Here is a 26,549-nt window from a genome sequence, read left to right on the forward strand (position 1 = left end):
GTATTCTAAAATGGGCGCAGTCTTGAACCGCGCCTCTTCATTAAATACATGCCCGCTAGAAAGGAGGAAAAGATTTTGTTAAATAAATGGAGTAAAGATTCCTATAGCTGGATCGTTCTTTTCGGAATTTTAATTGTGTTAATAGAAATTACCTTTTTTAATCCGGGTTTAATCTTTTCTCTCTTTGTATCGGGTGTCATGATTTATTTTGGGCGCAAGCAATTTCAGAATACAACAGGGAAAATTATCTTTTGGCTTGGGGTTCTTACGCTTGGCAGTGGTGTGATTGGCATGGTCACATTTCGGTTATTCCTACTAGCGATTCTCATTTATTTTATTATCCAATATGCTCAGTCAAAGAAGCAGCCTGAAGTGATTCGCCCGACAATCGAACAACCAAGTTCTAAGCCTAGTGGTGAATTGCTTATCGAGCAGTCCACTCTTTTTACCAATAAAGCAATAGGCCATCAAAAAACACCACATCATGTATATGAATGGGACGATGTGAACATCATTACAGGAGTTGGAGATACTGTCATCGATTTAAGTTATACCGTTCTTCCAAAGGGCGAGACGGTTATTTTTATCCGAAATATTGTTGGCAACATCAAAGTTTATATTCCATATGATACCGAAGTCAGTTTGCGCCATACGGTACTTGTTGGTTCTGCAAATGTTCTCGAGTATCAAAAAGAACGTTCCTTTAATCAGGCGTTTGCGGTGAAAACACCAGACTATGAAACAGCTGAACAGAAAGTTAAAATCCTCACCTCGATGATGATTGGTGATCTTGAGGTGAAGCGGGTATGAGTTCGGTGCAGAGACAAATGCTGTGGGGAATTGGTTTTAGTTTTGTGATGTTTCTATTTTTAACAGGTTCTTATTTTTATGTTCATCCATTCGGAAAATGGTCCGAGTTTTGGGAACGAGAGCTGATGGATATCCCCTTTATTTTGTTTGCAGCGACCGTTAGCTTAAGTTTGGGGCTAATCTTTGGATTGATTTTAGGGATGTATTGGCGGAAGCAGATTCAAACAGTCGACAATTGGTTATTTGAATTGGAAGAAGGCCGATTGACAGAATTTAAGCCAGGAATGCTCCCTGAATTTGACTCCATCTCTGAGCGGATGCAGCGAGTGCATAAGCAAATGGCTGAAAAAGCGAAATTGGCACAGAGGCTAGCCAATGAAAAGGCAGAAGAACAGGAAACGAAAATTCAAGAAATGATTTCACAAGAACGCAACCGTTTAGCTCGCGAACTTCACGATTCGGTTAGTCAACAGTTATTTGCTGCATCCATGATGATGTCTGCGATAAACGAGACAAGAGCAGCGGTGATGCAGGGGGAGGATATTGCGGTCCAGCTTTCTGTTGAGCGCGAGGCGAAGCAATTAAAAATGGTTGAAGAGATGATTCACCAGTCCCAGCTTGAAATGCGGGCGCTGCTTTTACACCTTCGACCGGTGGCATTAAAAGGGAAGTCGCTACAAGAAGGAATTGAAGAACTCTTGATCGAATTGCAACAGAAAGTGACGATGGACATTCAGTCGAAAATTGAACCTTTTCAAGTGGATAAAGGAGTCGAGGACCATTTGTTTCGAATCCTCCAAGAATCGGTGTCCAATACTCTTCGCCATTCAAAGGCTTCTAAGCTTGAGGTTTTGCTGATTAAGCGTGATGAAATGGTGATCATGAGGGTTTCGGATGACGGTGTGGGGTTTGATGTCGATGAATCCAAAGCAGGTTCATATGGCTTGCAAAATATGTATGAACGAGCCGGTGAAGTTGGAGGCACGTTGAAAATTGTTAGTGTGAAAAACAAAGGTACAAAGCTTGAAGTGAAGGTGCCAATTTTAGACAGTGGGAGGGAGAGTAAAGATGATTAAAGTCGTTTTTATCGACGATCACGAAATGGTTCGAATCGGTGTTGCATCTTATTTGTCGGCTCAGCCGGATATTGAGGTCATTGGGGAAGCAGACAATGGTCGAACGGGAGTGGATCTTGTTTTAGAGTTAAGACCCGACATCGTCTTAATGGATCTTGTGATGAAAGAAATGGATGGGATTGAGGCAACGGCGAAAATTATTGAACAATGGCCTGAGGCGAAAATTATTGTCGTGACAAGCTTTTTAGATGATGAGAAGGTGTATCCGGCGTTGGAAGCGGGCGCGACAAGCTATATGCTAAAAACTTCGAAGGCGAGTGACATTGCCAATGCCGTTCGTGCGACTTATCATGGTCAACCGGTGCTTGAACCGGAAGTGACCGGCAAAATGATGTTGAAAATGCGTCAGAAGCAATCCACTCTCCCTCATGAGGAATTAACTGAACGTGAAATGGAAGTCCTTTTACTGATGGCTGAGGGGAAAAGCAATCAAGAAATCGCCGATGCACTGTTTATTGCACTAAAGACGGTGAAAACGCATGTTAGCAATATTCTCAGTAAGCTTCAAGTTCAAGACCGGACACAGGCGGTTATTTATGCGTTTAAGCATTCGTTGGTGGAATAGCAATAGGCCGGTAAAGATGATTGTTTGAGGAACGATTGTGAAAGAATATATGTCGTATGTCGTGACCGAAGTGGTGGAAGCGTTCGTTAAAACGGTAACGATGGGTGTCTATCGTGCCTGAAGTGGAGAAGAGCACGCTCAAACGGTAACGGTAGGTTACCTTCGAATCCGAACCTGGAGATACAGAAATACTTGATTCTCAACAAGTCTGTCCCAAAGGTCGTTAAGATTAAAACCCCGTCCAATATTTTTAAAATAAATCCCAAACTTGTCTCATAGTATAGAAGGAGAATAAGTGAGGTGAGGCATCATGAAGTTGTTTATTAAAGGGACGATGGTTTTAATTTTGGCCGCTTTTTTGGGAGAGTTGGCAGAGTTTTTCACGAATATGATTTTAGCAAGAGAACTTGGCGAGGGCGGTATGGGACAGTACATGACCATCTTACCGCTAATCTTTTTAATTATGATGCTTGCGAGCTTCGAACTGCCGGTGTCGCTATCGAGGCTTGTTGCGGAAAAGGATGCAAGTTATCATCAAAAAATATTACGAGATGTCCTTCACCTAACAATCATTTTAACGTCTGTACTGTTAATACTAGTCGCCTTAATCATTCCCAATGTGTCAATTTTTCAAGATTACCACCCTTTGCTTAAGTGGATTGTGTTAGCCATGATCCCGTTGATGTCTTTTACTTCGGTAGCGCGAGGCTACTTTATGGGCAAGCATCATATGGGGAAAATTGCGGCAGCGAATCTTTTTCGAAGACTTGTGCAGTTATTGCTTTTAGCTGCTGTTTATCAATTCTTTGAGTTTGAGCGTAGCACGGCGGTACTCGTTGCGTTCATTACATTAGCCGCCAGCGAACTAGTTGTGTTTGTCTATTTGTTCCACTTGTTTCTGTTAAACTATCAGAATCTGAAGCGCCTACCGAATAAAACAGTGGACAAAATGGAAATAAGAAAAAACCTGTTGGCTATTTCTGGGCCGACAACGGCTCTCAGGATCTTCCATTCCCTAACGCATGCGGCGCAGCCATTTTTAATAAAAGCGGCGATTATCCATGCAGGTGTTCCGCCGGAAGCGGCAAATGAACAATTTGGAATGTTGGCTGGGGTTGCGATGACCATTGGATTTTTCCCCGCGTTTATCGCGCATTCTTTTACCATTGTGTTAATCCCAACAGTGGCAAAGCACCATGCTAGTGGGGAATTAGAGAAGCTTCAAAAACTGTTGCAACATGTTTTACTATTAACGCTTTTTTATGGTGTACCGGCTGTAGGCATTTTTTATTTCTTCGCGGAACCATTAACAAACTTATTTTTTCACTCAAATAACGCTTCCTATTTTTTGCAAATCCTCTGGCCGTATTTTTTGCTTCACTTCTTTGTAATCCCGATGCAAGCTTATTTGTTAGGGTTGGGATTAGTGAAGGATGCGTTGTACCATACATTCTGGGCAACAATTGTTTCGTTTATAACGATTTACTTATTAGGTTCTCGACCTGAATGGCAAATGTCGGGTGTCATTATTGGCATGAATACGGGAACGGTTTTGCTGACGTTGATGCATTTCCTTACCGTTTGTAAAAAAATTGGGGTAGAATGGCCTGTTCGAACAACAGAAAGGAAAGTATAGAGGTATTTGTAAGACTGACGGCGAATGAGTAAGAAAATAAAATGGTGATGGAAGTGATGAAGTGGATAAAATTTTGCGTGGACATCATCTTCTTTGTGTACATGGATTTAGGGGCATGGGCTATAGCCCTGGTTTTATCAAAAAGATGGAGCAGATTGTAAGGGATATTCGGGATCTCGAAAGTGACTTTGACGTCAGAGTGCGCGCGGCTTTTGATGATGCTTGTATGGCATGTCCACATCGAGGACAGACCAAATGTGAAGCAAATGAAGGATCAAATGAACATGTACTTTCCATGGATAACAAAGTGATTCAACATCTCGGACTTCAAGCGGAAAAGAGCTATCGGAAATCAGAGCTATTGAAATTAACTGCATCAAAAGTGAGGCCCGAAGACCTAGATTTCCTTTGTGAAGGTTGTTCCTGGCTTCACTATGGTGTTTGTAAAGAAGGAATTAGCCAATTGCGAAAGAGTTACCAAACAGTTTCAGAGTCTTAATGAAACCTGTTTTCGTACAGATTGTTGTTGAAATCCTAAAGCCGATTTTAACGCAATAGTAGTGAGAAAAGAGCCCAATGAAAAAGCTTGCGATGATTCGCAAGCTTTCTAAATGTTGATCTGTGCGATCACTACGATTGCAAGTTTTCGTTATAATAATGAATCCCGTAAATGGAACCTTCGCTAACCATTTCGTTGTTATCCTCATCGTATGGATCAGGATGGGCGGATTGTTGAACAGGTACAAGTTGATTAACTTGATGATCTGTGGAGAACCATCTTTCCTTCACTTCTGTGGTCATTTTTCTTAGTCTAGTTATATTTTCCTTTGGGTTTGAGGCAACCCAAACAGCTGCTGCTCCTGCCCCGATTAAAAGAATGGATTTAACTGGTTTGATTTGCATGAATCATTCCTCCTTTTGATCGCCTCATATATGTACCTTTCCCTAATTTCTCCACCTGAAACATTTGTCGAAAAAAAAACAAAAAGCTTGCGAAGCAATTCTGCCTTCACAAGCTCGTTCATCTTACTTTCCTTCGGTTTGTTTTTTCAATAAATCGCGAATTTCAACCAATAATTCTTCCTTCACATCTGCTTTGATTTCTTCTTTTTGTTCTTCAACTTTTTCTTCTTTCCGCTTGAATCGATTAATCAACCGAATAAAGAGGAAAATTGAAAAGGCAATAATGAAGAAATCCACAATACTTTGGATAAACGATCCATATTTGATTCCTTCTTCGCCAGCTGGATAGGAAAGCTCTGAAAAATCAACGCCACCCATAAACAGCCCGAAGATAGGCATGATAATATCGCTAACGAGTGAAGTAACAATTTTACCAAAAGCCCCACCGATGATAACCCCGACTGCGAGGTCTAATACATTGCCTTTTAAGGCGAACTTTTTAAACTCTTCCCACATAAATAGGTACTCCCTTACCTTATCTTTAGTCCGTAACATTCGTATTATACCCGATGTAACTAAAAAACAACAGGGCTAAAAGGCCGCTGTTGTCAGTATTTGATCATAAAAGATTGATATTTTTCGATATTATCCAGTTGATTGATTTCAATCTGGTCTACCGTCGAGAAGGGGTTGCCTTTGCGTATTTCTTCAATGAACAGGTCCAAGTTTTCTTTGGAACCAGTAGCGATGATTTCCACTTTCCCATCTGAACGATTTTTTGTCCACCCGGTAATCTGCAACTGAGTCGCCTTCATCTGCGTGAAATACCGATAACCAACACCCTGAACTCTTCCTGAAACAACAATTTGTAATTGTAACAAGATTTCGCCCCCAGAAATTTCTATAAACACCATATATCCACAACTCCCTCTCATTATAGCAACAAAGGGATAGGGAGTATAGTAAATACACAGAAAAAGGGACAACTCAGTTGTTGTCCCATTTGCTCTTCACGGAAAATTAAGCTTAAAACGCCCAGTCTCCGTTACGGAAGACTGGTTCAGAGCTTCCATCTGCTTTTATCCCGTCAATATTCATATCGGCAGAACCAATCATGAAATCAACATGTGTGATACTTTCATTTAAACCATGTTGTTCTAGTTCTTCTTTTGACATCTTCTTTCCACCTTCAAGACAGAAGGAATATGCACTTCCGATGGCTAAATGATTCGAGGCATTCTCATCAAATAATGTGTTAAAGAACAATATATTGGATTGAGAAATCGGTGAATTGTATGGTACAAGAGCTACTTCACCAAGAAAGTGAGAGCCTTCATCCGTTGCCACCAGCTGTTTTAAAATTTCTTCACCTTCTTCTGCTTGAACATCTACAATGCGGCCATTTTCGAAGGTGATTTTAAAACGGTCAATGATGTTTCCGCCATAGCTAAGTGGCTTAGTACTTGAAACATAGCCGTTTACACCTGTTTTCAAAGGTACAGTGAAGACCTCTTCGGTTGGCATGTTGGCCATAAATTCATGGCCTTTTTCATTAATGCTGCCAGCGCCAACCCATAAATGCTTTTCTGGAAGTTCAATGGTTAAGTCCGTTCCTGGTGCAGTGTAGTGAAGTTTTGTATAGCGCTTGCCATTTAAGTAGTCTACTTTCTTATGGAGGTTGGCATCATGCTGTTTCCATGCTTCAACAGGATCCTCAGTGTCCACTCGAATAGCTTTGAAAATCGCATCCCAAAGTTTTTCAACAGCTGTTTCTGCTGAATCATTAGGGAAGACCATTTTTGCCCAGCCTTCTGAAGGTGCAGAAATAACGGACCAGCTAACTTTGTCAGACATCATGTATTGACGATATGTAGAAAGTGCTTTTCCAGCGGCTTTTTGGTTATTTGCAATTCGCTCTGGGTTCACGCCTTTTAGTAGGTCAGGGCTAGAAGAAACAATTGACATAAAAGCTGCACCTTGTTCAGCTAGTTCAGTCAGTTCCTTAGCACGGTGTTCAGGAAACTCTAGGAACACTTCATCAGGAGCTAATTCATACTTGGTTCGATTAACGATATCATCGCCCCAGTTTACAATGACATTTTTTGCTCCAGCTTCATATGCTTTTTTTACTATAAGACGAACAAGTGCAGCGGAGTCAATCGTTGCATTGATTACGAGTGTCTGACCTGGTTGGACATTCACGCCAACTTTTACTGCCAGCGCTGCATACTTTTCGAGATTATTTTGGAAGTCGCTCATTTACATTCTCCTTTTGTCAAAATCTTCTTTTCCATTTTATCATGCTGAATGAAAAAAGATACTGAATCGATTTCGACAACTATCAATAAAAAACGAATCCATTCCTACTAAAAAAACTGCACCTCTGAGGATGCAGTCGAAAAACTAAGAGATTCTTTGTTCAACTAGTTTCTGTCTTTCATATAAGTTGAACATAAAGTGATATATCAGAGCACTCACTAACGCAAGGGCACTAAGAATGATAAACGTCCATTGGTAGCCAACATAAACGGTTAGGGGGATGGAAATTGGGGCGATCGTTCGCCCAACCGTATGGCGAAGGCCTGCGGCAGCGAAATATTGTCCTCGCATATGGTCAGGGGCAAGCTTTGAAATGAAGCTTTGCGCAAGACCAGCTGTCATCAATTCTGCCAGCGTAAATACAGCCATTGCGATCATTAATCCCCAAAGAAGCTCAGTACGACTAAATAAAACCATTGAAATAGCATAGACGATTGAGGCTAAAATAAACACATTTTTTTCACGATATTTCGTCATCCACCTTGTCACAATGACGGTAAATAAAGCAACTAACAAGCCATTCTCAGAAAGAATAACGCCGAAAGCTTGCTCCCCATGTAAAGTGAGCTTCCAGTTTCCAATATCGAATAAAGTTTGGTTGCCTACTTTTTCTTTAATATACACCGGTAGTAACAAATCCAATTGCATAAAGGTTTGTGCAACTAAAATCCCTGCTGTAACGTAAAGCAAGAAGATTTTGTCTTGAACAATGATTTTATAATCGGCCACTTGATTCTTTAAAAAAGAATACCATTTTGGATTTTGTTGTACCGACTTTGTGGTTGGAGTCAATGTTTCTCTAGCAAGCTTCGTTAAAAGCAGTGCGAGCAGAATACAGATTACCGCCACGGCTATTAAAAGCTGAAAACGGTAGTTCACATAGAATATCGCCCCTAAAATTGGGCCGATGACCACAGCAATATTAATCGAGGTATAGAAAACGGCAAATACGTTGCTCCGTTCTTTTTCATCAACTAAGTCAGCAATCATCGCTTGACTGGCGGGATAGTAGAAAGAACTAAAGATCCCAACAATGGTAAAAGCAATAAAACCAATGATAGGTGAGGTGAACCACGGAGATACCGCCGCAGCAAAGAATACGTAAGATATCCCTTGTCCCAGTGCGGCAATGACCATCATCCGTTTGCGCCCAAACCGGTCGGCAAAATAACCTCCCATTAAACTAGCTAACACCGAAAATACTTGAGAAAAAATGAGCAAAAAGCCCGCTGTTCCTTTACCAAAGCTCTCTGCAAAATAGATGGTTAAGAAAGGGAAAAACATCCAGAAGGTGACGTTCATTAAGAACTCACCAAATAGGCGAACCTTTAAATTGCGATCCCAATCCCGAATTTTCATGATGGTATCCTCTTTATCTATAAAGTAAACAATTTTGTTCCATGCTATATCATACTATCATTTAGTGAAATTTAACAAGATTTAGGGGACCTTTGGATATTATTGGTTGAAAGTGGTTTGCTCTTAGTAGACTGTAAGGAAATATATTCATAGTTTCAAAGTCGGTGAAAAGCGCGGGGGAAATTGGTTCATCCAGTAACCCATTTTGAAGATGGAAGAAGGAAGTCCTGGGGTAATTTTCACATTTATTGGCAAGTGTAGAGTAAATGGTCAAATTTGTGGAGGAAATTGAAAATATTGAAGAGTAAGTGGAAACAACGTAGAGAAAACGTAGAGAAAACAGAAAAAGGGTCTCATCGCACACCAAAAAGTGAACGCGAGACCCAATTCACATAAAAAAAGCGGCCAACTGACCGCTTTTCCTTCTACTCACATTTAATCTTCATCTTTCATCGCAGCTTTTAGTAGATCGCCAAGCGATGTACCAAAGTTCGAGTTGTCTGCACTGTATTTTTGTTTTAATTTGCGTTCCTCGTGCTTCGACACTTTCTTATTTTTCTTCGCGTCATCCGCTTTTTCGACGATGTTGCAGCGACGACATTGGAAGTACATGCCGGCTTTGCCGTTATGCATTTCCATCTTTTTATGACACTGTGGGCATCGACGATTCGATAGTTTCGGATCTTTGTGTTTCCGGTAACTACATTCGCGGCTTGAACAAACGAGAATTCGTCCGTCTTTTGTTTTTCGTTCTTTTAAGAACTCGCCGCACTCAGGGCATTTGGATCCAGTCAAATTATGAGCCCGATACGTTTTTTCACTCGCTTTGATCTCTGATACAAGTTGGGCCGTCTGCTTCCGGATTTTCTCTTTAAACGTTTTTGGATTTCCGTTTCCACGGGCAATTTGTTCGAGTTCTTTTTCCCATTTGGCTGTAAGCTCTGGTGAAGTGAGTTCATCATTCACGAGATCAATTAACTGCTTGCCTTTTTTAGTCGGGTAGAGTCGTCCATTTTGACGCTCGACCGCTTCGGAAGACAACAGTTTCTCAATAATATCAGCCCGTGTCGCCGGGGTGCCGAGTCCAAACTTCTCCATTTTGCCAAGAATATCAGCCTCAGAATAACGGAGCGGTGGTTCAGTTAATTTTTTATTCGCGGTTACGGAACCAACAGTAAAGGTTTTCCCTTTTGCAAGTTGACCTAAGCTTTGCTTCCGTTCACCTTCATCGTTGTCTTTCCCTGTTACCTTTTTAAAACCAGGCTCAAGAATATTAGTTTCCCTAGCAGTTAATGTTTCACCTTCAACCTCAAATAAGGCATGGATGGTTTCAAATTCATAAGCCGGGTAAAAAAGTGCAAGAAACCGGCGCACGATGAGGTCGTACAATTTTCGTTCATCCGACTCAAGATCACTTAAGTTCAAGCGTTCTTCTGTTGGGATAATCGCGTGATGGTCGGTTACTTTTTCATTATTAAACACGCGGCGCGCTAGTACTTTTCCTTTTTGAGCGAGCGCAGGACGAGCTTCGTCCTTATAACCAGACAGAATCCCTTGCAGACGGTCGACCATGGTTGCTTCCATATCTTTCGTTAAATAGCGCGAATCCGTTCTTGGATAAGTGACTAGCTTATGCTGTTCGTACAATCCTTGAAGGACGTTTAAGGTTTTCTTTGCAGAGAATCCGAAACGTTTATTGGCATCTCGCTGCAATTCCGTTAAATCATATGGAAGAGGTTGCGGTTCACTTTTCTTTTTACGATCTACCTTGATTAAAGTTGCTTTTTTACCAGCGAGTTTTTTCTTCAATTCCTCAGCTTGATCTGATGAGAAAATTCGACGCTCGCCATTTTGCTCCCATTCTGCAGTTAAAGATCCAACCCCAGCTTGAATTGTCCAGTATTCTCTTGGAACAAAGCGGTTAATTTCATTTTCTCGCTCAATCATCATTGCGAGGGTAGGGGTTTGTACACGCCCTGCGGATAATGGATCTTTGTATTTCGTTGTTAACGCTCTGGAAACGTTCAGCCCGATTAGCCAATCCGCTTCAGCGCGACACACCGCTGATTCATATAAAGCTTCAAATTGCTTTCCAGGCTTTAATTGTTTAAAGCCGTCTTTAATCGCCCGATCTGTTTGCGAAGAAATCCATAACCGCTTCGTAGTTTTTCTCCAGCCAGCACGTTCTAGAATCCAGCGAGCAACAAGCTCACCTTCACGTCCAGCGTCGGTCGCAATGATGACTTCTTTAATGTCTTTGCGTTTTAGCAGGTTTTCAATCGCTTTATATTGCGCACTCGTTTGTTTAATGACCTTTAACCCCATTTTGTCAGGAATGATTGGAAGGTCTTCTAAGCGCCAGGTTGTATATTTTGAATCATAATGCTCGGGCATTTTTAATTCAATTAAATGTCCAAGTGCCCATGACACGATATACTGATTGCCTTCAATGTAGCTTTTATGTTTTTGATTGCAGCCGAGGACTCGAGCAAGCTCACGAGCGACACTCGGTTTTTCTGCAAGAACGAATGATTTCATAGGAACTCCTTTCAAATCTTGGTACTTTTCCTAGTATAGCGGAAATACACGTATTTTTGTAATTTGCTACTTTAAACAAGTAAAAGCTACCCAATTTATTTTGTAAGAGGATGTTCCTCTGTAACACCCAGTCAACTCTTAATAAAACTCTGCTTATGTAAAGGTTGCTGTTATAATCCCAAAGCCGATTTTATCACGTAATAAGGTTTTCTCTGTGTTACTACTTAGTTTGTAAGTTTTTTCCCTTCTTTTAAACGAACTTTGGAATGTATCATAGCTAAATGATTCTATAGTTACTGTAAAAAGCAACAATGTAGAGAAAAGAGCCTAATAAAAAGAAAATCAGACAAATAAAAAAGGCCTCCAACTGTGGTAAGCCTTTAATGTAAAGCAAATTTATATTGTGGAAGAAAATCTGGTTGTTTTGGATGAATGACAGTAAGGTGATTGACTGGTAGTTTTACCTCAACAATCGTTCCTTGGCCACTGCTTTGATAGTGAATTTGGCCATGGTGGTTTTCAATGATTTTTTTACTAATCATCAGACCGAGACCAGTTCCTTTTTCTTTTGTTGTAAAAAAGGGTTCTTCAATTCGTTTTAATATAGGCTCAGGTATGCCGCAACCTGTATCTTTAAAGGATAAGTGGATAAAATCTGGATGCTCTTGCTTTAGCTCGATTGATACCGTTCCACCATTCGGCATGGCTTCGATACTATTTTTAATAAAGTTTATAAAAACTTGTTTTAACTGATTTTGGTCACAAAGGATAGAAGGGGCATCTGAATGCAACAGCGTCTTTATTTCAACTTTATTCATAACCGCTTCCGTATCTAATAGCGTGACAACTTCATCTAACAATTGATTAATATTATTCTTTTTAAACTCCATATCTTTCGGTTTCGCTAGTGTTAAAAGCTCCGAGAGAATGGCTTCAATACGATTGATCTCAGAAAAGATGATCTCAAAATAGGTTGGGTTCTCTTTAAAGTTTTCCTCCGCTAATTGAAGAAAGCCTTTTATCGCAGTCAAAGGATTTCTAACCTCATGTGCAATACCAGCTGCAAGTTGCCCCGCCACCAACAACTTTTCAGATTGCAACAGAAATTTCTCTGTTTTTCTTCTTTTTTCGATATCTCGTACAATAAGATGGAGAGCTGGCTGTTGTTCGAAAGTCGTTTGAATGCCTTTTATTTCCGCTTCGAAAACCGTCCCATCCATTCGAGTGAGCTTTTGGGTCCTAAACCCCTTTGTTATTCCGTTATTGAGGTCGGTTATATGCATTTGAAACGACTCACAGTTCCCTGGGCATAGCATGGAAAACATATCTTTTCCAACTAGTTCACTTTTGGATAAGGCACCAAGTAATTCTGCACCTGTATCGTTGATATACAAGATGATTCCAGAACGAATAATAATAACCGCGTCTGGAGAATGTTCTACTAAGTTTTTGTACATTTCCTCTTGCATGTCAATCACCTCTATTTCCTTTTCTGTTATTTAGATTCATTCTGCAAATTTAGGGGAATTTTGATGTTTCTCCTGAATTAACCTTATGATTCCTTATGTATTCTTATGTCTAAAAAGAAAAGATTATTGAAGTAGAAATTTTTTTGTTTAATCATCCATATGAGGTAATTATTGGTATGTACACACACCAATCTCTTTACCCAGGATTCGTGAGGCTAAACATTTTTTCTGTAAAAAAAGGTGCCAAATTTGTTAAGTAGTGAAAAAGGGATAAGAGTGAAAGAATGCATACTCTGTTATTTATTGAGGGATTTAAAACTATTTTGCAACGAATCCGAATAGTTTTAGATTTGCTGTAGAATGTCAATACCATTAAAGTGCAGATTAGCGAATCGTGGGGGTATTGAAAATGTACGGTACCATTTTAATTGAAATTATTGGCGGTTACCTTATTCTTTTTATCATTGTGCGTATACAGGGAAAAACACAAATCAGTCAAATTTCCCCGTTTGATTTCGTTTCCGCTTTGGTTTTAGGAGAACTGGTTGGAAATGCGATTTATGACAAAGAAACAGGATTTGGGGTTATTGTGTTTGCCATTGTAGTGTGGGGGATTCTTACGATTGTCACCGAATTGCTGACGCAAAAGTCAAGATTTCTACGTTATCTATTTGAAGGAAAACCCTCCATTATTATTGATAAGGGAAATCTTGATTGGAAGCAAATGAAACGAAATCGCCTAGATGTTGACCAATTGCAGCAATTATTGCGTGATAAGGGTGTTTTTTCGCTTCAAGAAGTTGAATACGCCATCCTTGAAAATAACGGGGGAATTAGTGTACTAAAGAAAGCAGCAGCTGACCAACCAACTTTAACTGATTTAAAAATTAAAACAGAGGAAAGAGTGATTCCATATACAATTGTAAGTGATGGAGAAGTTCTCAGCAAAAACTTGCAAGCTGCAGGGGTGAATGAAGAATGGCTCTATACTGCAATTAGACAAAAAGGAATTCAGACTCCAAGTGACATCAGTTATGCTGAATATGTACCTGGAAAAGAGATTTTCATTCAGAAATACTGATATGCCAGGATGACGGGGAAGAGGAGATTCGAGTGGAAAAGAGGAGTTTTCAATATCAAGTCGAGGAATTTAATGTATCGAATGTCTTGCTGGCAAAGAATCTGTTAGCGTTGCAAAGAGTTTCTTATCAACTAGAGGCGGAGTTGCTCGATTTTGACAAAATCCCGCCTTTAACTGAGACACTTGAGCAGTTAATGACCAGTGGAGAGACCTTCATCGGTTGTTTTGATGCTAGTAAAATCATCGGGGCATTATCGTATAAACGAAAAGATGCACAGATTGATTTGTATCGTGTAATGGTCCATCCAGATTGGGTGCGTCAAGGAATTGCGCAAGAATTGTTTCGGTTTCTTTGTGAGGAGCATCATGACGTGGTTGAAATAACGGTCACAACAGGTGCAGCGAACCATCCGGCAGTCGCTCTTTATCAAAAGCTAGGCTTCGAAAAAAACGGTGAATCGATTGTGGAGGATAGTCTAAGGCTCGCACATTTTAAAAAATCGAGATAGTTTTTTGAACCAGACAGGGAATCCATGTCTGGTTCTTTTTCAATATCTTTAGATGTTCTCCAACATGCGAAGAATTATATTTCCTCTTCAACCTCAATTCGATTATTAAAAGCCTCTTGGACAACTAATAATTCTTCATCTTCTTGTGCTTCTCGGGGGGCATTTTTCCCCACTAGTGTTCCCTTCGGAAAATCGCCGGGATGTCCTTTTTTCTTATGATCAAAGCCTTTGCCTCTGGCCATTCTAGTGACCCTCCTTTCTGTTTCGAAGGTAGTTTTTCCTTTAGAAGTACCCTTTATCCCGCATTCACCTGCAGTAAGATTCCCACTTCAAGACTCGAAAAAGACACAAAAAGGACAATAGGGGGTCAACTGAAAGTCAAAAACCCTATTGGTAAAAGGTTTTAAATCAATTAGGCTATGCGTGACGAACATTCAGTGTGATGAAGAAAACCGCCACTGGTGAAGTTTCACTTAATTCGATTCGACCAATTAGCAAGTTTTTAAACGACGGACATACGCTAGAAGATAGAGACTGAAAAGCTGGCTTCTAGTACAAGGAGGAATTAGTTTGAGAATGGACTTTAATGGCGAACAGAGGGCCGATTTGTTTGAGCAAACTCGGGAAAACCATAAGGATGCGGCACCACTATTTTCTTCTGAAGCAGTTGATGGAAGTGAGATTCGAAAGATAAAATTGAATGATTTCAGAGGGAAGTGGGTTCTTCTCTTTTTTTATCCTGGCAACTTTACACCTGTTTGAATGACTGAATTAGCGGCGGTCGCTGCTATTTATCCTCATATGCAAAGTTTGGAAGCTGAGGTTTTAGCAATTAGTACAGATAGTGTACATGCACATAAAGTTTTTAAACAAACAAATCCAGCTTTAAAGGACATTGGCTTTCCACTTGTTAGTGATCGAACACAGGAAATTAGCAAAGCGTACGGTTTACTCAATATAGAATCGGGAGCGGCCCAGCGTGCGAGTGTTTTCATCGGCCCTCATCAGCTGATACACGCGAAACTAATTTATCCTGTAGCAATAGGACGGAACATTCCTGAACATCTCCGATTACTGCAAGCTCTCCAATATCAGCAGAAAACAGGTAAGGGAACACCTGTGAATTGGGTTCCATCATAGAATGCTTTTTCGTTCAAGTTCCACTATAATGTAGTAAAAATGGCTGTTTTCTAGTAAATCCTAAAGCTATTTAGGATGTTTTAAAATTAGTTTATAAGCTCTTTTCTCATAAAATGTAGCTATACTTTATGAAAAAATATTCAAACGTATTATTTGTTTAAAGCAAAAAAGCGTTTGAGAAACGAGCCTTAAAAAATACAGTAATGGGGGAGTAGGAAATGGACTTTTCATTCATTGTCTCAGAAGACCGGATTAAAAAAGCTTATGAGGACGGAGAATTTGATCATTTGCCCGGATATGGAAAACCCCTGAAGCCTGATGAACTAGCAGGATTACCCGAAGAGATTCGAATGGCTTATCGCATGATGAAAAATGCAGGCTTTACACCTGAAGAAAGTGTTTTAAGACAAGAGGTCATGACAATTGAGGACTTAATAAGAAACTGTCACGATGAGAGTGAGCGAGAACGATTGAATAGACAACTTAACGAAAAGCTTCTTCACTACAATCGCATGATTTCAAAACGCGGCATGAAAACAAATTCGTCTATTTTCAAAAATTACGAGCAGAAGATTGAAAAAAAGCTGTTTAAATAATAACCACACTTAGGTGCGCGTTAGTAACTTGGAGTGCTGATTAAAGTAGGCTAAACGAAAGCTTTATGCTTAAATGAAAAACACCCTACCAATATTTACTGGCAGGATTACTCTTCTTCTCTGTTTTCCTCAATGGGTGAATCTGGTTTGCACATTCTATCTAAAAAAAGGCCAATTATGACAATACAGACAATGGGTATCACAAAATTTAGGATGTGAATGGTGGTCACTGCTTCATCCTCCCTTAGTGTAAATACCAAATAGAACGTAATTATATTATAAACGTTATGAACAGAGTAGTCATCCTATTTTTGAAATTTTCAGTTAATTTAATCCACCTCTTTATTAAGCAGTCAATCACTGCTATTAAAGGGGGATTATTCTTTGATTGCTTTCTTCCTATACTTGAGTAAATCGATATACAATGAAAATTCTTCTTTGCTGATCCCGCTGCGAACGGCCTCATCTATTAAATCTAACCATTCGTTATCAAGTGGAAAATCGACATGGTCCTGTTCGATAGGCGGAATGCCGGTTAATTCTTCTAAGGATACACAAAGTGTATTCGCTAAACGCATTAATACTTGTAATGAGGGATTTTCTTGTATGCCTCTTTCAATATAACTCAAGTAAGATTTTGAAACATTGGACTGATTAGCTAATTCCGTAATGGAATAGTTTTTTTGAAGACGCAATTTTTTTATTCTTTCACCTACTAACATCAGGGCATTCTCCTCAGTGTCATGATTGTTTCCTACAAATAGAGTTGGAAGATCAGTATTTTTTTCAGTCTAACTTCTATTTTAGTTCTTAATAAAGAACAAAGGAAGACATAGTCTAAAAATTTTTTTGTTTTTATTACTAACATTATTAACAACTCAATTAAATTTTTTGGGGGTAGTGAACTAAAATATTTTCGACACAAAAAGACAGTTTTCAGACGATTTCAGCGTGGTTTTTAACTAAAAATCGCTTATTTTTGTTTTTTTAAACAGAAAAAGGCTCTTTTTGGCAAAAAATAGGTAAAAAATCATAGAGGTATCTGACAAATTTCTACACAAACTCTTAAAAAGAACATATAAAATAGGTCTAGGGAGTAGAAAAATGTGGACAGAAAAAGGCTAACCTGTTGAAAGGCAGGGGCGCAAAGTCACGGGTCTAAGGGAGCTTGGTAACTTTGGTCCTAAGATAGCCGGATTGCCTGGAATACGAATTCGTATTTTAGGGGGAGTATGGAGCAATGGAAGTACAGAATTATGAGGGTTTAGACGTCGAGTGGATGCAATTAATTAAAGAAGCTTTAGACTTAGGCCTCACGAAAGAAGATATTCGTAGCTATTTAGCGAAAGATTATCCTCAAGAACTTGTCCTTGAAAAATAACAGCGTTTGATATACATAAATAGCCTACTGTAGGCTTTTTTTTTTGCACAAAAAAAGATAACCTTTTAGTTATCTTTTTGAATTTATTTATTTTTGGGATGATCTCCATTTATTGAATTCTAGAAACTCTTTGAACTGTTCTTTTGTTATACCAGAATCCATTGCTTCGCGAACGAGACCGACCCAATCAGAGTCAATTGTTTCTTTTTTCGGTTCATCAAGAATCAGTCGCTCAACAGGAATATTAAGAACAGAAGCAATCTTTTCTAAAAATTGAATGGAAGGGTTTGTTTGTAGATTTCTTTCAAGTGAGCTTAAGTAGGACTTGGCCACACCTGCTTTTTCCGCTAATTCTGATAATGACATCTTTTTTTCCTGTCGTAATGCCTTAACTCTTTCACCAATCACAATCTTCACACACCTTACTTCTCATCTTCTTTTATCATAACAAATTGATTGCATAAGTTCCATAACACGAACAGATATCGGAACAAAAATATTTCTTAATATTATTATACATTTGAAATTTAATGTGAATGTGAAAAATGTAACGGTTCAATTATTTATTCATAAAATGAATCAAATTACCTAATTAAGTATACGAGCATGTAGTGGAATAACTGCTTTTTACATGAAGCTTCGTATAAGCTAAAATATAGGGAGAATGTTTTTTATGGAGGAGAAGGGATGATTGTTTTAAAATCAGCACGGGAAATTGAGAAAATGCAGGAAGCAGGAAAACTGCTAGCTGCTATTCATAAAGAAATTGCCAAGATGATTAAACCAGGCATCACGACTTTTGAAATCGACGAGTTCGTTGAATCTTATTTAAAAAAACACGGAGCTACGGCAGAACAAAAAGGTTATCGTGGATACCAGTATGCGACATGTGCGAGCATCAATGACGAGGTTTGTCATGGTTTCCCGAGAAAAGAGCCATTAAAGGATGGGGATATTGTCACCATAGATATGGTTGTAAATTTGAATGGAGCTCTTGCGGATTCGGCGTGGTCTTATGCTGTAGGCAACGTATCTGAGGAAGCGCAAAAATTATTAGATGTGACGAAAGAAGCTTTATACCGTGGAATTGCCCAAGCGGTTCCTGGAAACAGGATTGGGGATATTGGTCACGCAATTCAGACGTATGTGGAGGGTGAAGGCATGTCAGTTGTCCGTGAATTTATCGGTCACGGAATTGGTGCAACCATTCATGAGAAGCCAGATATTCCGCATTTTGGTTTGCCTGGAAAAGGGGTGCGAATCAAGGAAGGAATGGTATTTACGATTGAGCCAATGGTCAACCTAGGTGAATGGAAAACAAAAATGGATTCAAATGGGTGGACAGCACGTACGGTAGACAACAAACTTTCTGCACAATATGAACATACTCTTGCGATTACAATAGATGGTCCAATAATTTTAACGGACCAAGATTAAAAAACTCATCTTCGGGTGAGTTCTTTTTATTAGCTTAATAGACCTTTTTCACATACAGAAAAAAAAACCAACCGCTATAGCAAGTTGGTTGGTTTCACTTAGCGGACTATTGTTTCCGTAGACTTCCAAGCTCTTCGACGATGGCTTGCATTTCATTGATAGAGAAAGAGCTTTTTTTCATAATCATTTCGTAAATATCTTTAATTTCTTCGTACATTTCTTCGTCAAAATGTGTTGGCTTAATTGCCCCAGCATTTACGATGTTAAGTTTTTCTTTTATTTGGTCAATCATATACTCAATGTTTTCAGCTGATTTCACGGACAAATCCATTTTTTCATCCCCCCACCGTTTGTACCAACATCTTTCCATTTTCTAGACAAAAAGTCAATGAATTTTGAGAAAAACAGTCCCTAATGTTATTTTCTTCAAAAAGAAGGAAATTATAGAAAATGGGCTAAATTCGCTATCTGTCGGCTCTGAGACGGATCTCTGTTACCGGGCGCACCTTTTCAGAGTCTGCTTGGACATCGAGAGCTCCCCTCGGTTACCGTTTGCAGCAAATCTGGTCTAGTTTGGGCACCGAGAGCTCCTCTCGGTTACCGTTTGCAGCAAATCTGGTTTTGTATGGGCACCGAGAGCTCCCCTCGGTTACCGTTTGCAGCAAATCTGGTCTAGTTTGGGCACCGAGAGCTCCCGTCGATTACCGTTTGCAGTAAATCTGGTCTAGTTTGGGCACCGAGAGCTCCTCTCGGTTACCGTTTGCAGCAAATCTGGTTTTGTTTGGGCATCGAGAGCTCCCCTCGGTTACCGTTTGCAGTAAATCTGGTTTTGTTTGGGCATCGAGAGCTCCTCTCGGTTACCGTTTGCAGCAAATCTTGTTTTGTATGGGCACTGAGAGCTCCCCTCGGTTACCGTTTGCAGCAAATCTGGCCTTGTATGGGCACTGAGAGCTCCCCTCGGTTACCGTTTGCAGTAAATCTGGTTTTGTATGGGCACCGAGAGCTCCTCTCGGTTACCGTTTGCAGCAAATCTGGTCTTGTATGGGCACCGAGAGCTCCCCTCGATTACCGTTTGCACCTTTTCCGGCCAGCTAAGAAATGTTTTACTTTTTTGTTACTTTAGCAGACTACACCAAACAGTCTAAAGAGCTTGTAAATTAATTGTAAAGCACTACATAGTTGTTTCTATAAGCGAAGGTCTATAAAATAGTATCTTTACGGGTGGTAAAACAGCCGATAATATGAGAAAAGCATGTTTATGAAATAAAGTTGGGGGATTTAGAAATGATTAAAGTTTTATTTGTTTGTCTCGGGAATATCTGTCGCTCACCGATGGCGGAGGCGATGTTTCGAGATTTGATTAAAAAAGAAGGTTTGGAAGGACGAATGGTTGTTGATTCGGCCGGGACTGGTGATTGGCACGTAGGGAAGCCACCTCACGAAGGAACAAGAGAGATTCTTGAAAAATACGGAATCGATGGGGAAGGGCTTAAGGCGAGACAAATAGCAGTTTCAGATTTTGATGAATTTGATTATATCATCGGCATGGATGCCGCTAATCTTGAGCATTTAACAAAACTTGTGGATGGTAAAAGCAATATTGTGATAAACCGATTAATGGATTTTGTGCCTACTAGCATGAAAAAGGATGTACCAGATCCATATTTTACGGGTGATTTTGAAGAGACGTACGAGCTTGTTAAAGCAGGATGTGAAGCATTACTTCAGCAGATTAAAGCGGAACATTCACTAGAAGGTTAATAACGAATCTTGTCTTGAACTAGAAGGAAATCTAGGGGATAAATCGAAATGTATTACTACATAGGAAGTGTTTTTAGAAAGGATGAGGTTTGTGGCAAGTTCTAAAAAGTTCTGGCTGGGAATGGTATTGGGTGCACTAGCAGGTGGTGCCATCAGTTTATTTGATAGAGAGACTCGACTAGCCGTAAAAGGTGATTTCAAAAAAGCTTCGAATGCGGTTTCTTATATTGCAAAGCATCCGGAGGAGTTCATTGAAGAAGTGCAAGGCACAGTAAGCAAGGTGAAAACAACTGTTGAACAAGTGACTGAAGATGTAGCGTTTATTAGTGAAAAGGTTGGGGAAATGAAGGAAATACCGCCACAAGTTTCGGAGATTGTGGAGGATTCGAAGGAAACGATCAAAGAACTAACAGAAGATCATACACAGGTAGTGAAAGTTTAGGAGAGGGTGCTATTTTTACAACCTCGAGAATAGGTTTAGGGATAAAAGGAAATAGGCAGAGGCATTGTAATAGGACGAGACACCAGGTAGTCTAAAAGGAAGGTGTAATGGATGGTAGATGTTTCTTTTTTTCGGAGAATATATACCAGAATTTATGAAGATGATGTTCCAGCCTTGGCAGCACAACTCGCTTATTTTCTATTACTAAGCCTTTTCCCATTGCTTATCTTTTTGGTTTCACTTTTACCTTATTTGCCTTTGACCAATCAGGATATTATTGCGTTTATACAGGATCATACACCAGTAGAGCAAGCGGGTATTATCAATACTAGTGTTGAGGAAGTATTGAACAAAAATACGAAGGTTTTATCTTTTAGTATTATCGCAACTTTATGGTCCGCTTCGAATGGAATCAATGCCATTGTTCGAGCCTTTAATAAGGCCTATCGCGTTGACGATACGCGTACGATCAAAGCACGGTTAAAATCCATGCTTTTAACGATCGCTATGATCTTTGTCTTTGTTCTTGCTTTATTGCTCCCTGTTTTTGGAAAGGAAATTGGCGAGTTTTTATTTTCCCAATTTGGTTTGCGAAGTGAGTTTCTGTCTTTTTGGGAAGCGTTACGCTGGTTATTATCTTTCTTTGTTTTATTTCTAGTGTTCACATTCTTATATTGGATTGCTCCTAACATAAAGATGAAATGTCGCAATGCGCTACCGGGAGCGTTTATCGCAACCGTCGGATGGGTGGTCGTCTCTTGGGGCTTTTCATTCTATGTTAGCAATTTTGCGCAGTACACCGTTATATATGGACAAATCGGTGGTGTTATCGTACTTTTGATTTGGCTTTATTTAGCAGCCTTTATCATCATTATTGGTGGCGAAATCAATGCCTATGTAAATGAACAAAAGAAAGTTTGTTAATGCCTTTTGTTTCCTTGTAACTTTATCATTTGTTTGTAGATGATAAAATCAGAGGCTAAAATCAGGCCTCTGAATCAAGGAGGAGGGTTAGCAAATGTCTAAGAATAAAGGCGGCGGAACAAAACAAAAAGGGAAATCAAGCCCAAAACATAAAACATCAAGTTCATCAAACAAATCAAACGGCTACCATTAAATGGAAAGTCGGAAGCGGCTTGCTCAGGGGCGACAGGCATAAGGCGAGCCGGCTAGAAGGTTGTTCTTTAACTTTCTTGCCGGATTGACTTATGTCCCGAGCCCCTAGCCGCTGTAGCTGGACAAATAGAAAAGCTAAAGCGCCCTGCTTAGCGGCGTATCTCCTGGAGCTCTCCAACTTAGATAAATCAATCGGGTTTTTACGGGCAGTTATGAAATTATTGCCCGTTGAACGGGATAAAGGAAACACGAAGAGCCGTAGGCGATTCGATGTTGACTTATCCTAGGGCGGAGAGTGAAGGATACTAGCCGTTAGGGCGCTGTAGCTTGACAATTATCTGGTTGAACAAAAGGATGCCTACGAGTGGAAGGCATCCTTTTCGTTTTATAAAATGGATCTTTTCTCAAACATTGTTGCTTTTTAAAAGAGATTTAGAATGATTTAGCTATGATTCCATTCTAAATTCGTTTACAAAAGGAGAAAAGAGCTTACAAACTAAGTAGTAGCACAGAGAAGGCTTATTTATCGTTAATATCGGCTTTAGGATCTTAACAACAAACTTTACAAAAACAGCCTATAAAAAACAAAAAGCTGTCTCCTATTGGAGACAGCATCTATAAAGGCATTTCAGTGAAGGTATTTTATTCTATGCTATTTTTATTCAAAGTGAGCTTAGTTTATTACAAAATTCATTTTTAGTTTTTACACGGAGTGTGGTTCTTCCTGATATGTTCCTTTTCCACGGAAAATTAATAAGGCTATAAAAATGAGTAAAAGCATCGTACTGATGACGTAGAAGAAGCTGGCTCCTTTTAAGTATTGAATGGCTAACCCACCTATAAATGGGCCGCTAATGCTTCCAAAGGAGAAGAAAATTGAAACCATTAAGTTTCCTGCTGGAAGTAAGGGTCTTGGCAATAAGTCTGCCATATAACTTATGCCGAGTGAATAGGTCGATCCAACAAGCATCCCCGCAATAAAGAAACAAATGAGCAGACCTGTTACGGAATCCTGGAGTAGGCCGGCAACGGTGAAACATATAAATCCTGCAAGCATAACGGTTACAAGAACGTTCCTTCTTCCATACCGGTCGCTAAGCATTCCTAGTGGAAGTTGGAAAACGATACTTCCCGCTGCAAAAGCAGGGAGAATAATCGAGACCGCTCCCACCTCAAGCCCATTTCTTAAAGCATATACAGGAAAGTTTCCATTTAGGGACGCCTCAAGGAAGCCGTAGCCAAATGGTGGCAAAAATGCAACCCAAGCATATTTAAATACTTTACCGAAGCGTTTAAAGGTCCCAAAAAATGATATGTTCTCCTTATCAGCTTCAGGAACTTCATTTTTCAAAAACCAAACAAAACCCCAGGCGATGAGACTGATGCTGCAAGATACAATAAAGGGGAAAGCTTCATTCACTTCTACTAATCTTGTCATGATCGGTCCCACTGTAAAACCAATCCCAAAAAATAATCCGTACAGAGCGATATTACGTCCAAGTTTTTCCTTGGGTGACGATGCTGTAATCCATGTTTGCGTTCCAAAGTGGAGCAATTGGTCCCCTATTCCGATTAATAAACGAAGGATAAACCAAAACCAAAATGATTTCCAAACCGGGAACAAACTCAGGGAAATAGCGACGACAATCCCCCCAACTAAGATAATTGGTTTATAACCAAACCTTCGCAGTGGGCCCTCCATGAGCGGTGCAGCGAGAAGTACCCCTATGTATAAGCCGGTTGCATGCAACCCGTTTAGTGACGATGAAACACCATCCTGTTCAAAGATAATCGCGATTAAAGGAAGAAGTAAACCTTGCGAAAATCCCGAAATAGCAACAATGCTGACTAAAATCCAAAAGCGAAATGTATCGTTTGTCTTCATATGTTAGATTCTCCCATTCTGTTCTGCTTTGATGGTAACTGAGAGAGATTCGTTCTGCAAGGAAAAAGAGTAAAGGGGTGGAATAGGGGCAACTCTGAGGATCTGTTTCGAGCTTCCTTTGGACGGACCCTCCATTAGACAATTTTAAGTCGGTTCAACCATAATTACTGGAAAGCTTTTTCGTTCCGCTAGGAGGTGTTTAAGAAAGCTATGATAAAAGACAGTATAGCGCTGTTTCGGATGGAAGTTAGCGCACAGTATTATAGAAGCACTACCCCGAGCCATACGTCTCCTATCCATAATTCGTTATAAAAAGGCAAAGTGGTAATTATCGATAATAAGACAAAAATGCAGTATCACAACATACCCTTAAAATAGTATACTCAAGTTCTTGAAGTGGAATTGTAAAGTTAACTCAAACTATGAACAACCATAAACCATTAAGGAGAAAACAGCATGAAATGGCTTTATCGAATTTTATTTTTTCTGGTCGGGCTTTTCTTATTATCAACCGGAATTAGCTTAAGCATCATCTCTGGCTTAGGGTCTGGAGCGTGGGATGCACTAAACGTAGGGCTTTCCGAAACAATTGGACTCACAACTGGAACGTGGCTTGTCATTATTGGCGTTCTTTTGATTATTTTAAATGCGTTTTTATTAAAGAATCGCCCCGACATTGGTGCCATCGTTACGTTATTTATCACAGGAGTGTTCGTTGATTTCTGGTTGCTGCAAGTATTTGATGGAGTGGTTCTAACACAGTTCATCACTCAATTAACGGTATTTTTAAGTGGCCTCCTGGTTATGTCACTCGGCATTTCGATGTATATTCAGGCGAAATTACCACTAAGCCCCATTGATAACCTTATGATGGCACTTCATAAACGGTTTGGATTTAGTCTAATGGTGGCAAAGACAATTGGAGAGATTACGGCGTTAACGCTCGCATTTTTCTTTAACGGTCCGATCGGGATTGGAACGGTGTTAGTCACATTTGCTGTGGGCCCATTAATTCAAGTATTCTCTCCACATTTTCAGAGTTTCTTCTACAGATTAACAGCAACAACTAGATAAATTTCAAAACAGGTGGATAATCTGGGCGACCTACGAAAAAACTACAAACAAATGAAGAAATTGTCGTTTGGAAAGGAGCCCAACACCATGAGAAAGTACTTACTAATCTTTTTGAGCATGGTTTTTTTATTATCCTTTTTTAATCCTGCGGCGGCTGAGAAGGCACAGGAAAAGGGTGAGGAAAAATCTAATTCATCGAAGCAGGAAAATACCACGAAATATAAAATTCCTGACTCAGTTATGAACATTACCAAAGAGAATACCTATCCAAATCCAACAGAAGATTTACCATTTTTACAGCCAAGCGATTTAACAAAGGAACTCATTTCTACTTCAAAGGTGAAGATTCAAAACCCAGACTTAATTCGATTAATGAACGAAACGACAATCAATAGTACCCCGTTTGCACTCGGATATCGAGCCATTGTCTACCTTGGCGAATGGCCCCTTAACTATGAGTCAACGGAAACGTCACCAAATTGGGAGTATCAAAAAATCAATACGAATTATTATGATAACCGGGGTGGTAAAAGCCCTTATCAAATTCATTATGTACAAGAACAACAGAAAACGGTAAAAGGTGGACTAACTTCTAAAATCAAAAATGCAGAAGATGTTCAAAAAATGATGATGCTGACAGCCGCGAAGAAAACAGGTCTGCCGCTATCGTTTGAAACGATTGTTGGTGCTGGAACAAAGAAGGATCAAATCTATAATATTCAACCGAAGATGTTGGGCTATCTCTATGCCCATGCGCCTGCGATTAATGAGAAGGGGAAAGTTACATTTGGTGAAGTGTATTTGATGCTAAAAGGGAGTAAAAAATTCATCGTTGTTAAAAATGTTACCTCCCAAGGAATCGGTGCTTGGATCCCGATACAAGATCATGTATCGTTCTCTTTCATGGCTAGTGAACGGCCAAGATAAGTAAATAATCAGTCATAAAAAGAACAGGGGTGGTGACCTTGTTCTTTTTTGTTTGTAGGGAGGTAAAAGTTCTTTGTTACGCACTAGTTGGCAAGTTTCTACATGCTTGATAACTGTAAGAACGGGCATACTTGTAAAAAAGCAATAATCTTAATCAAACGTTTGATTAAGATTGCATGTAGCTTGAATTTTCGGTAGGATGAGTACGGAAGTGAAAGGAGAGAGTCATTTGGGAAGCCCAATTAAAGAATCAAACACACAGGTTGTGTTTTTAAAGCATCGCTTAAATGCGTTTATGGATCTATTAGATGCAATTGACCCAGAAGAAGCAGATTTAGCAGATATTGACCGAATGATTGCCATTGTTGAGGAAATGGATGCGAAATGCCGCGAGTTTAAAAATCGTGATGAGTAAAAGAGGCCTTTTTCAGGTCTCTTTTTTCCTTTTTCATTAGCTATTTGCAA

29 protein-coding genes and 1 riboswitch are annotated in these 26,549 nt (G+C 39.7%); of the genes, 17 read left to right on the forward strand and 12 right to left on the reverse strand.

Features of this window, described 5'->3' with window-relative positions; genetic code table 11:
- Positions 1-75 precede the first annotated feature (75 nt).
- From liaF to M3182_RS07140, 5 genes are all read left to right on the forward strand, one after another.
- A complete protein-coding gene (gene liaF / locus M3182_RS07120) occupies positions 76-810 on the forward strand; it encodes a cell wall-active antibiotics response protein LiaF (protein ID WP_251430888.1) in 735 nt (244 codons plus the stop codon).
- The gene (locus M3182_RS07125) at positions 807-1,886 is read left to right on the forward strand and encodes a sensor histidine kinase (protein ID WP_251430890.1); all 1,080 of its coding nucleotides are present in this window, start codon (positions 807-809) and stop codon (positions 1,884-1,886) included. The genes liaF and M3182_RS07125 overlap by 4 nt, the downstream gene beginning before the upstream one ends.
- The gene (locus M3182_RS07130) at positions 1,879-2,511 is read left to right on the forward strand and encodes a response regulator transcription factor (RefSeq protein ID WP_251430893.1); all 633 of its coding nucleotides are present in this window, start codon (positions 1,879-1,881) and stop codon (positions 2,509-2,511) included. Before M3182_RS07125 ends, M3182_RS07130 begins: the two co-directional genes overlap by 8 nt.
- A 310-nt stretch (positions 2,512-2,821) precedes the next feature.
- Positions 2,822-4,147: an oligosaccharide flippase family protein gene (locus M3182_RS07135; protein ID WP_251430895.1), complete on the forward strand. Its 1,326-nt coding sequence runs from the start codon at positions 2,822-2,824 to the stop codon at positions 4,145-4,147.
- Between the two features lie 115 nt (positions 4,148-4,262).
- Complete coding sequence (locus M3182_RS07140) at positions 4,263-4,646, forward strand: DUF1284 domain-containing protein (protein WP_285867436.1); 384 nt, start codon at positions 4,263-4,265, stop codon at positions 4,644-4,646.
- Positions 4,647-4,777: 131 nt separating this feature from the next.
- Here the strand turns inward: M3182_RS07140 and M3182_RS07145 are convergent, their stop codons facing one another.
- The 7 genes from M3182_RS07145 to M3182_RS07175 form a co-directional block, all read right to left on the reverse strand.
- Positions 4,778-5,050 carry a YbyB family protein gene (locus M3182_RS07145; RefSeq protein WP_251430899.1) on the reverse strand — a complete coding sequence of 91 codons (273 nt, stop codon included), beginning with the start codon at positions 5,048-5,050 and terminating at the stop codon, positions 4,778-4,780.
- Between the two features lie 123 nt (positions 5,051-5,173).
- Positions 5,174-5,566 (reverse strand): large conductance mechanosensitive channel protein MscL, encoded by a 393-nt coding sequence (mscL, locus tag M3182_RS07150; protein WP_251430900.1) that lies wholly within the window; start codon positions 5,564-5,566, stop codon positions 5,174-5,176.
- A 92-nt stretch (positions 5,567-5,658) separates the two neighbouring features.
- Positions 5,659-5,931: an acylphosphatase gene (locus M3182_RS07155; RefSeq protein ID WP_251430902.1), complete on the reverse strand. Its 273-nt coding sequence runs from the start codon at positions 5,929-5,931 to the stop codon at positions 5,659-5,661.
- Positions 5,932-6,076: 145 nt separating this feature from the next.
- Positions 6,077-7,309 carry an aminopeptidase gene (locus M3182_RS07160; protein WP_251430904.1) on the reverse strand — a complete coding sequence of 411 codons (1,233 nt, stop codon included), beginning with the start codon at positions 7,307-7,309 and terminating at the stop codon, positions 6,077-6,079.
- Positions 7,310-7,453: 144 nt separating this feature from the next.
- On the reverse strand, positions 7,454-8,728 hold the full coding sequence (locus M3182_RS07165) for an MDR family MFS transporter (protein ID WP_251557536.1): 1,275 nt from the start codon (positions 8,726-8,728) through the stop codon (positions 7,454-7,456).
- 435 nt (positions 8,729-9,163) lie between these two features.
- Positions 9,164-11,266, reverse strand: coding sequence for a DNA topoisomerase III (locus M3182_RS07170; protein WP_251557537.1), 2,103 nt, complete (start codon positions 11,264-11,266; stop codon positions 9,164-9,166).
- A gap of 380 nt (positions 11,267-11,646) precedes the next feature.
- A complete protein-coding gene (locus M3182_RS07175; RefSeq protein WP_251557538.1) occupies positions 11,647-12,735 on the reverse strand; it encodes an ATP-binding protein in 1,089 nt (362 codons plus the stop codon).
- A gap of 409 nt (positions 12,736-13,144) precedes the next feature.
- Here M3182_RS07175 and M3182_RS07180 point away from each other — a divergent pair, with 409 nt between their 5' ends.
- Together M3182_RS07180 and M3182_RS07185 are read left to right on the forward strand one after the other, a co-directional pair.
- Positions 13,145-13,816: a DUF421 domain-containing protein gene (locus M3182_RS07180; RefSeq protein WP_251430915.1), complete on the forward strand. Its 672-nt coding sequence runs from the start codon at positions 13,145-13,147 to the stop codon at positions 13,814-13,816.
- A gap of 32 nt (positions 13,817-13,848) precedes the next feature.
- Positions 13,849-14,325: a GNAT family N-acetyltransferase gene (locus M3182_RS07185; protein WP_251430918.1), complete on the forward strand. Its 477-nt coding sequence runs from the start codon at positions 13,849-13,851 to the stop codon at positions 14,323-14,325.
- Positions 14,326-14,399: 74 nt separating this feature from the next.
- Here the strand turns inward: M3182_RS07185 and M3182_RS07190 are convergent, their stop codons facing one another.
- On the reverse strand, positions 14,400-14,567 hold the full coding sequence (locus tag M3182_RS07190) for a hypothetical protein (protein WP_251557539.1): 168 nt from the start codon (positions 14,565-14,567) through the stop codon (positions 14,400-14,402).
- 334 nt (positions 14,568-14,901) lie between these two features.
- On the opposite strand from M3182_RS07190, the gene M3182_RS07195 reads away from it, so the two are divergent.
- Both M3182_RS07195 and M3182_RS07200 read left to right on the forward strand, forming a co-directional pair.
- On the forward strand, positions 14,902-15,465 hold the full coding sequence (locus tag M3182_RS07195; RefSeq protein ID WP_251557605.1) for a peroxiredoxin: 564 nt from the start codon (positions 14,902-14,904) through the stop codon (positions 15,463-15,465).
- 218 nt (positions 15,466-15,683) lie between these two features.
- On the forward strand, positions 15,684-16,061 hold the full coding sequence (locus tag M3182_RS07200) for a DnaJ family domain-containing protein (RefSeq protein WP_251557540.1): 378 nt from the start codon (positions 15,684-15,686) through the stop codon (positions 16,059-16,061).
- 377 nt (positions 16,062-16,438) lie between these two features.
- Here M3182_RS07200 and M3182_RS07205 read toward each other — a convergent pair whose 3' ends face one another.
- A complete protein-coding gene (locus tag M3182_RS07205) occupies positions 16,439-16,783 on the reverse strand; it encodes a helix-turn-helix domain-containing protein (RefSeq protein WP_251430927.1) in 345 nt (114 codons plus the stop codon).
- Positions 16,784-17,170: 387 nt separating this feature from the next.
- Positions 17,171-17,266, forward strand: a riboswitch (cyclic di-GMP riboswitch).
- A gap of 35 nt (positions 17,267-17,301) precedes the next feature.
- Here M3182_RS07205 and M3182_RS07210 point away from each other — a divergent pair.
- Positions 17,302-17,442 carry an anti-repressor SinI family protein gene (locus tag M3182_RS07210; protein WP_251557541.1) on the forward strand — a complete coding sequence of 47 codons (141 nt, stop codon included), beginning with the start codon at positions 17,302-17,304 and terminating at the stop codon, positions 17,440-17,442.
- An 87-nt stretch (positions 17,443-17,529) separates the two neighbouring features.
- Here the strand turns inward: M3182_RS07210 and M3182_RS07215 are convergent, their stop codons facing one another.
- Positions 17,530-17,850, reverse strand: coding sequence for a helix-turn-helix domain-containing protein (locus M3182_RS07215; protein ID WP_251431052.1), 321 nt, complete (start codon positions 17,848-17,850; stop codon positions 17,530-17,532).
- Between the two features lie 279 nt (positions 17,851-18,129).
- Between M3182_RS07215 and map the strand changes: the two genes are divergently transcribed.
- Positions 18,130-18,879 (forward strand): type I methionyl aminopeptidase, encoded by a 750-nt coding sequence (gene map, locus M3182_RS07220; protein ID WP_251557542.1) that lies wholly within the window; start codon positions 18,130-18,132, stop codon positions 18,877-18,879.
- Positions 18,880-18,985: 106 nt separating this feature from the next.
- Here map and M3182_RS07225 read toward each other — a convergent pair whose 3' ends face one another.
- Positions 18,986-19,210: a DUF1128 domain-containing protein gene (locus tag M3182_RS07225; protein ID WP_251430935.1), complete on the reverse strand. Its 225-nt coding sequence runs from the start codon at positions 19,208-19,210 to the stop codon at positions 18,986-18,988.
- Positions 19,211-20,163: 953 nt separating this feature from the next.
- On the opposite strand from M3182_RS07225, the gene M3182_RS07230 reads away from it, so the two are divergent.
- The 3 genes from M3182_RS07230 to M3182_RS07240 all read left to right on the forward strand — a co-directional run bounded on the left by M3182_RS07230 (position 20,164) and on the right by M3182_RS07240 (position 22,006).
- Positions 20,164-20,640: a low molecular weight protein-tyrosine-phosphatase gene (locus tag M3182_RS07230; protein ID WP_251557543.1), complete on the forward strand. Its 477-nt coding sequence runs from the start codon at positions 20,164-20,166 to the stop codon at positions 20,638-20,640.
- 91 nt (positions 20,641-20,731) lie between these two features.
- Positions 20,732-21,082 carry a YtxH domain-containing protein gene (locus tag M3182_RS07235; protein WP_251430941.1) on the forward strand — a complete coding sequence of 117 codons (351 nt, stop codon included), beginning with the start codon at positions 20,732-20,734 and terminating at the stop codon, positions 21,080-21,082.
- Positions 21,083-21,193: 111 nt separating this feature from the next.
- Entirely contained in the window at positions 21,194-22,006 is an 813-nt protein-coding gene (locus M3182_RS07240) for a YihY/virulence factor BrkB family protein (protein WP_251557544.1), read from the forward strand.
- Positions 22,007-22,901: 895 nt separating this feature from the next.
- Here M3182_RS07240 and M3182_RS07245 read toward each other — a convergent pair.
- Entirely contained in the window at positions 22,902-24,083 is a 1,182-nt protein-coding gene (locus tag M3182_RS07245) for an MFS transporter (protein WP_251430947.1), read from the reverse strand.
- 456 nt (positions 24,084-24,539) lie between these two features.
- Between M3182_RS07245 and M3182_RS07250 the strand changes: the two genes are divergently transcribed.
- From M3182_RS07250 to M3182_RS07260, 3 genes are all read left to right on the forward strand, one after another.
- A complete protein-coding gene (locus M3182_RS07250) occupies positions 24,540-25,157 on the forward strand; it encodes a YczE/YyaS/YitT family protein (RefSeq protein WP_251430950.1) in 618 nt (205 codons plus the stop codon).
- Between the two features lie 87 nt (positions 25,158-25,244).
- On the forward strand, positions 25,245-26,084 hold the full coding sequence (locus M3182_RS07255) for a YfkD famly protein (protein ID WP_251430953.1): 840 nt from the start codon (positions 25,245-25,247) through the stop codon (positions 26,082-26,084).
- 229 nt (positions 26,085-26,313) lie between these two features.
- A complete protein-coding gene (locus tag M3182_RS07260) occupies positions 26,314-26,499 on the forward strand; it encodes an SE1561 family protein (protein WP_251430956.1) in 186 nt (61 codons plus the stop codon).
- Positions 26,500-26,549 lie beyond the last annotated feature (50 nt).

Origin of the sequence: Mesobacillus maritimus (genome assembly GCF_023715205.1) — a bacterium.
GTDB lineage: Bacteria > Bacillota > Bacilli > Bacillales > Cytobacillaceae > Mesobacillus_B > Mesobacillus_B maritimus_C.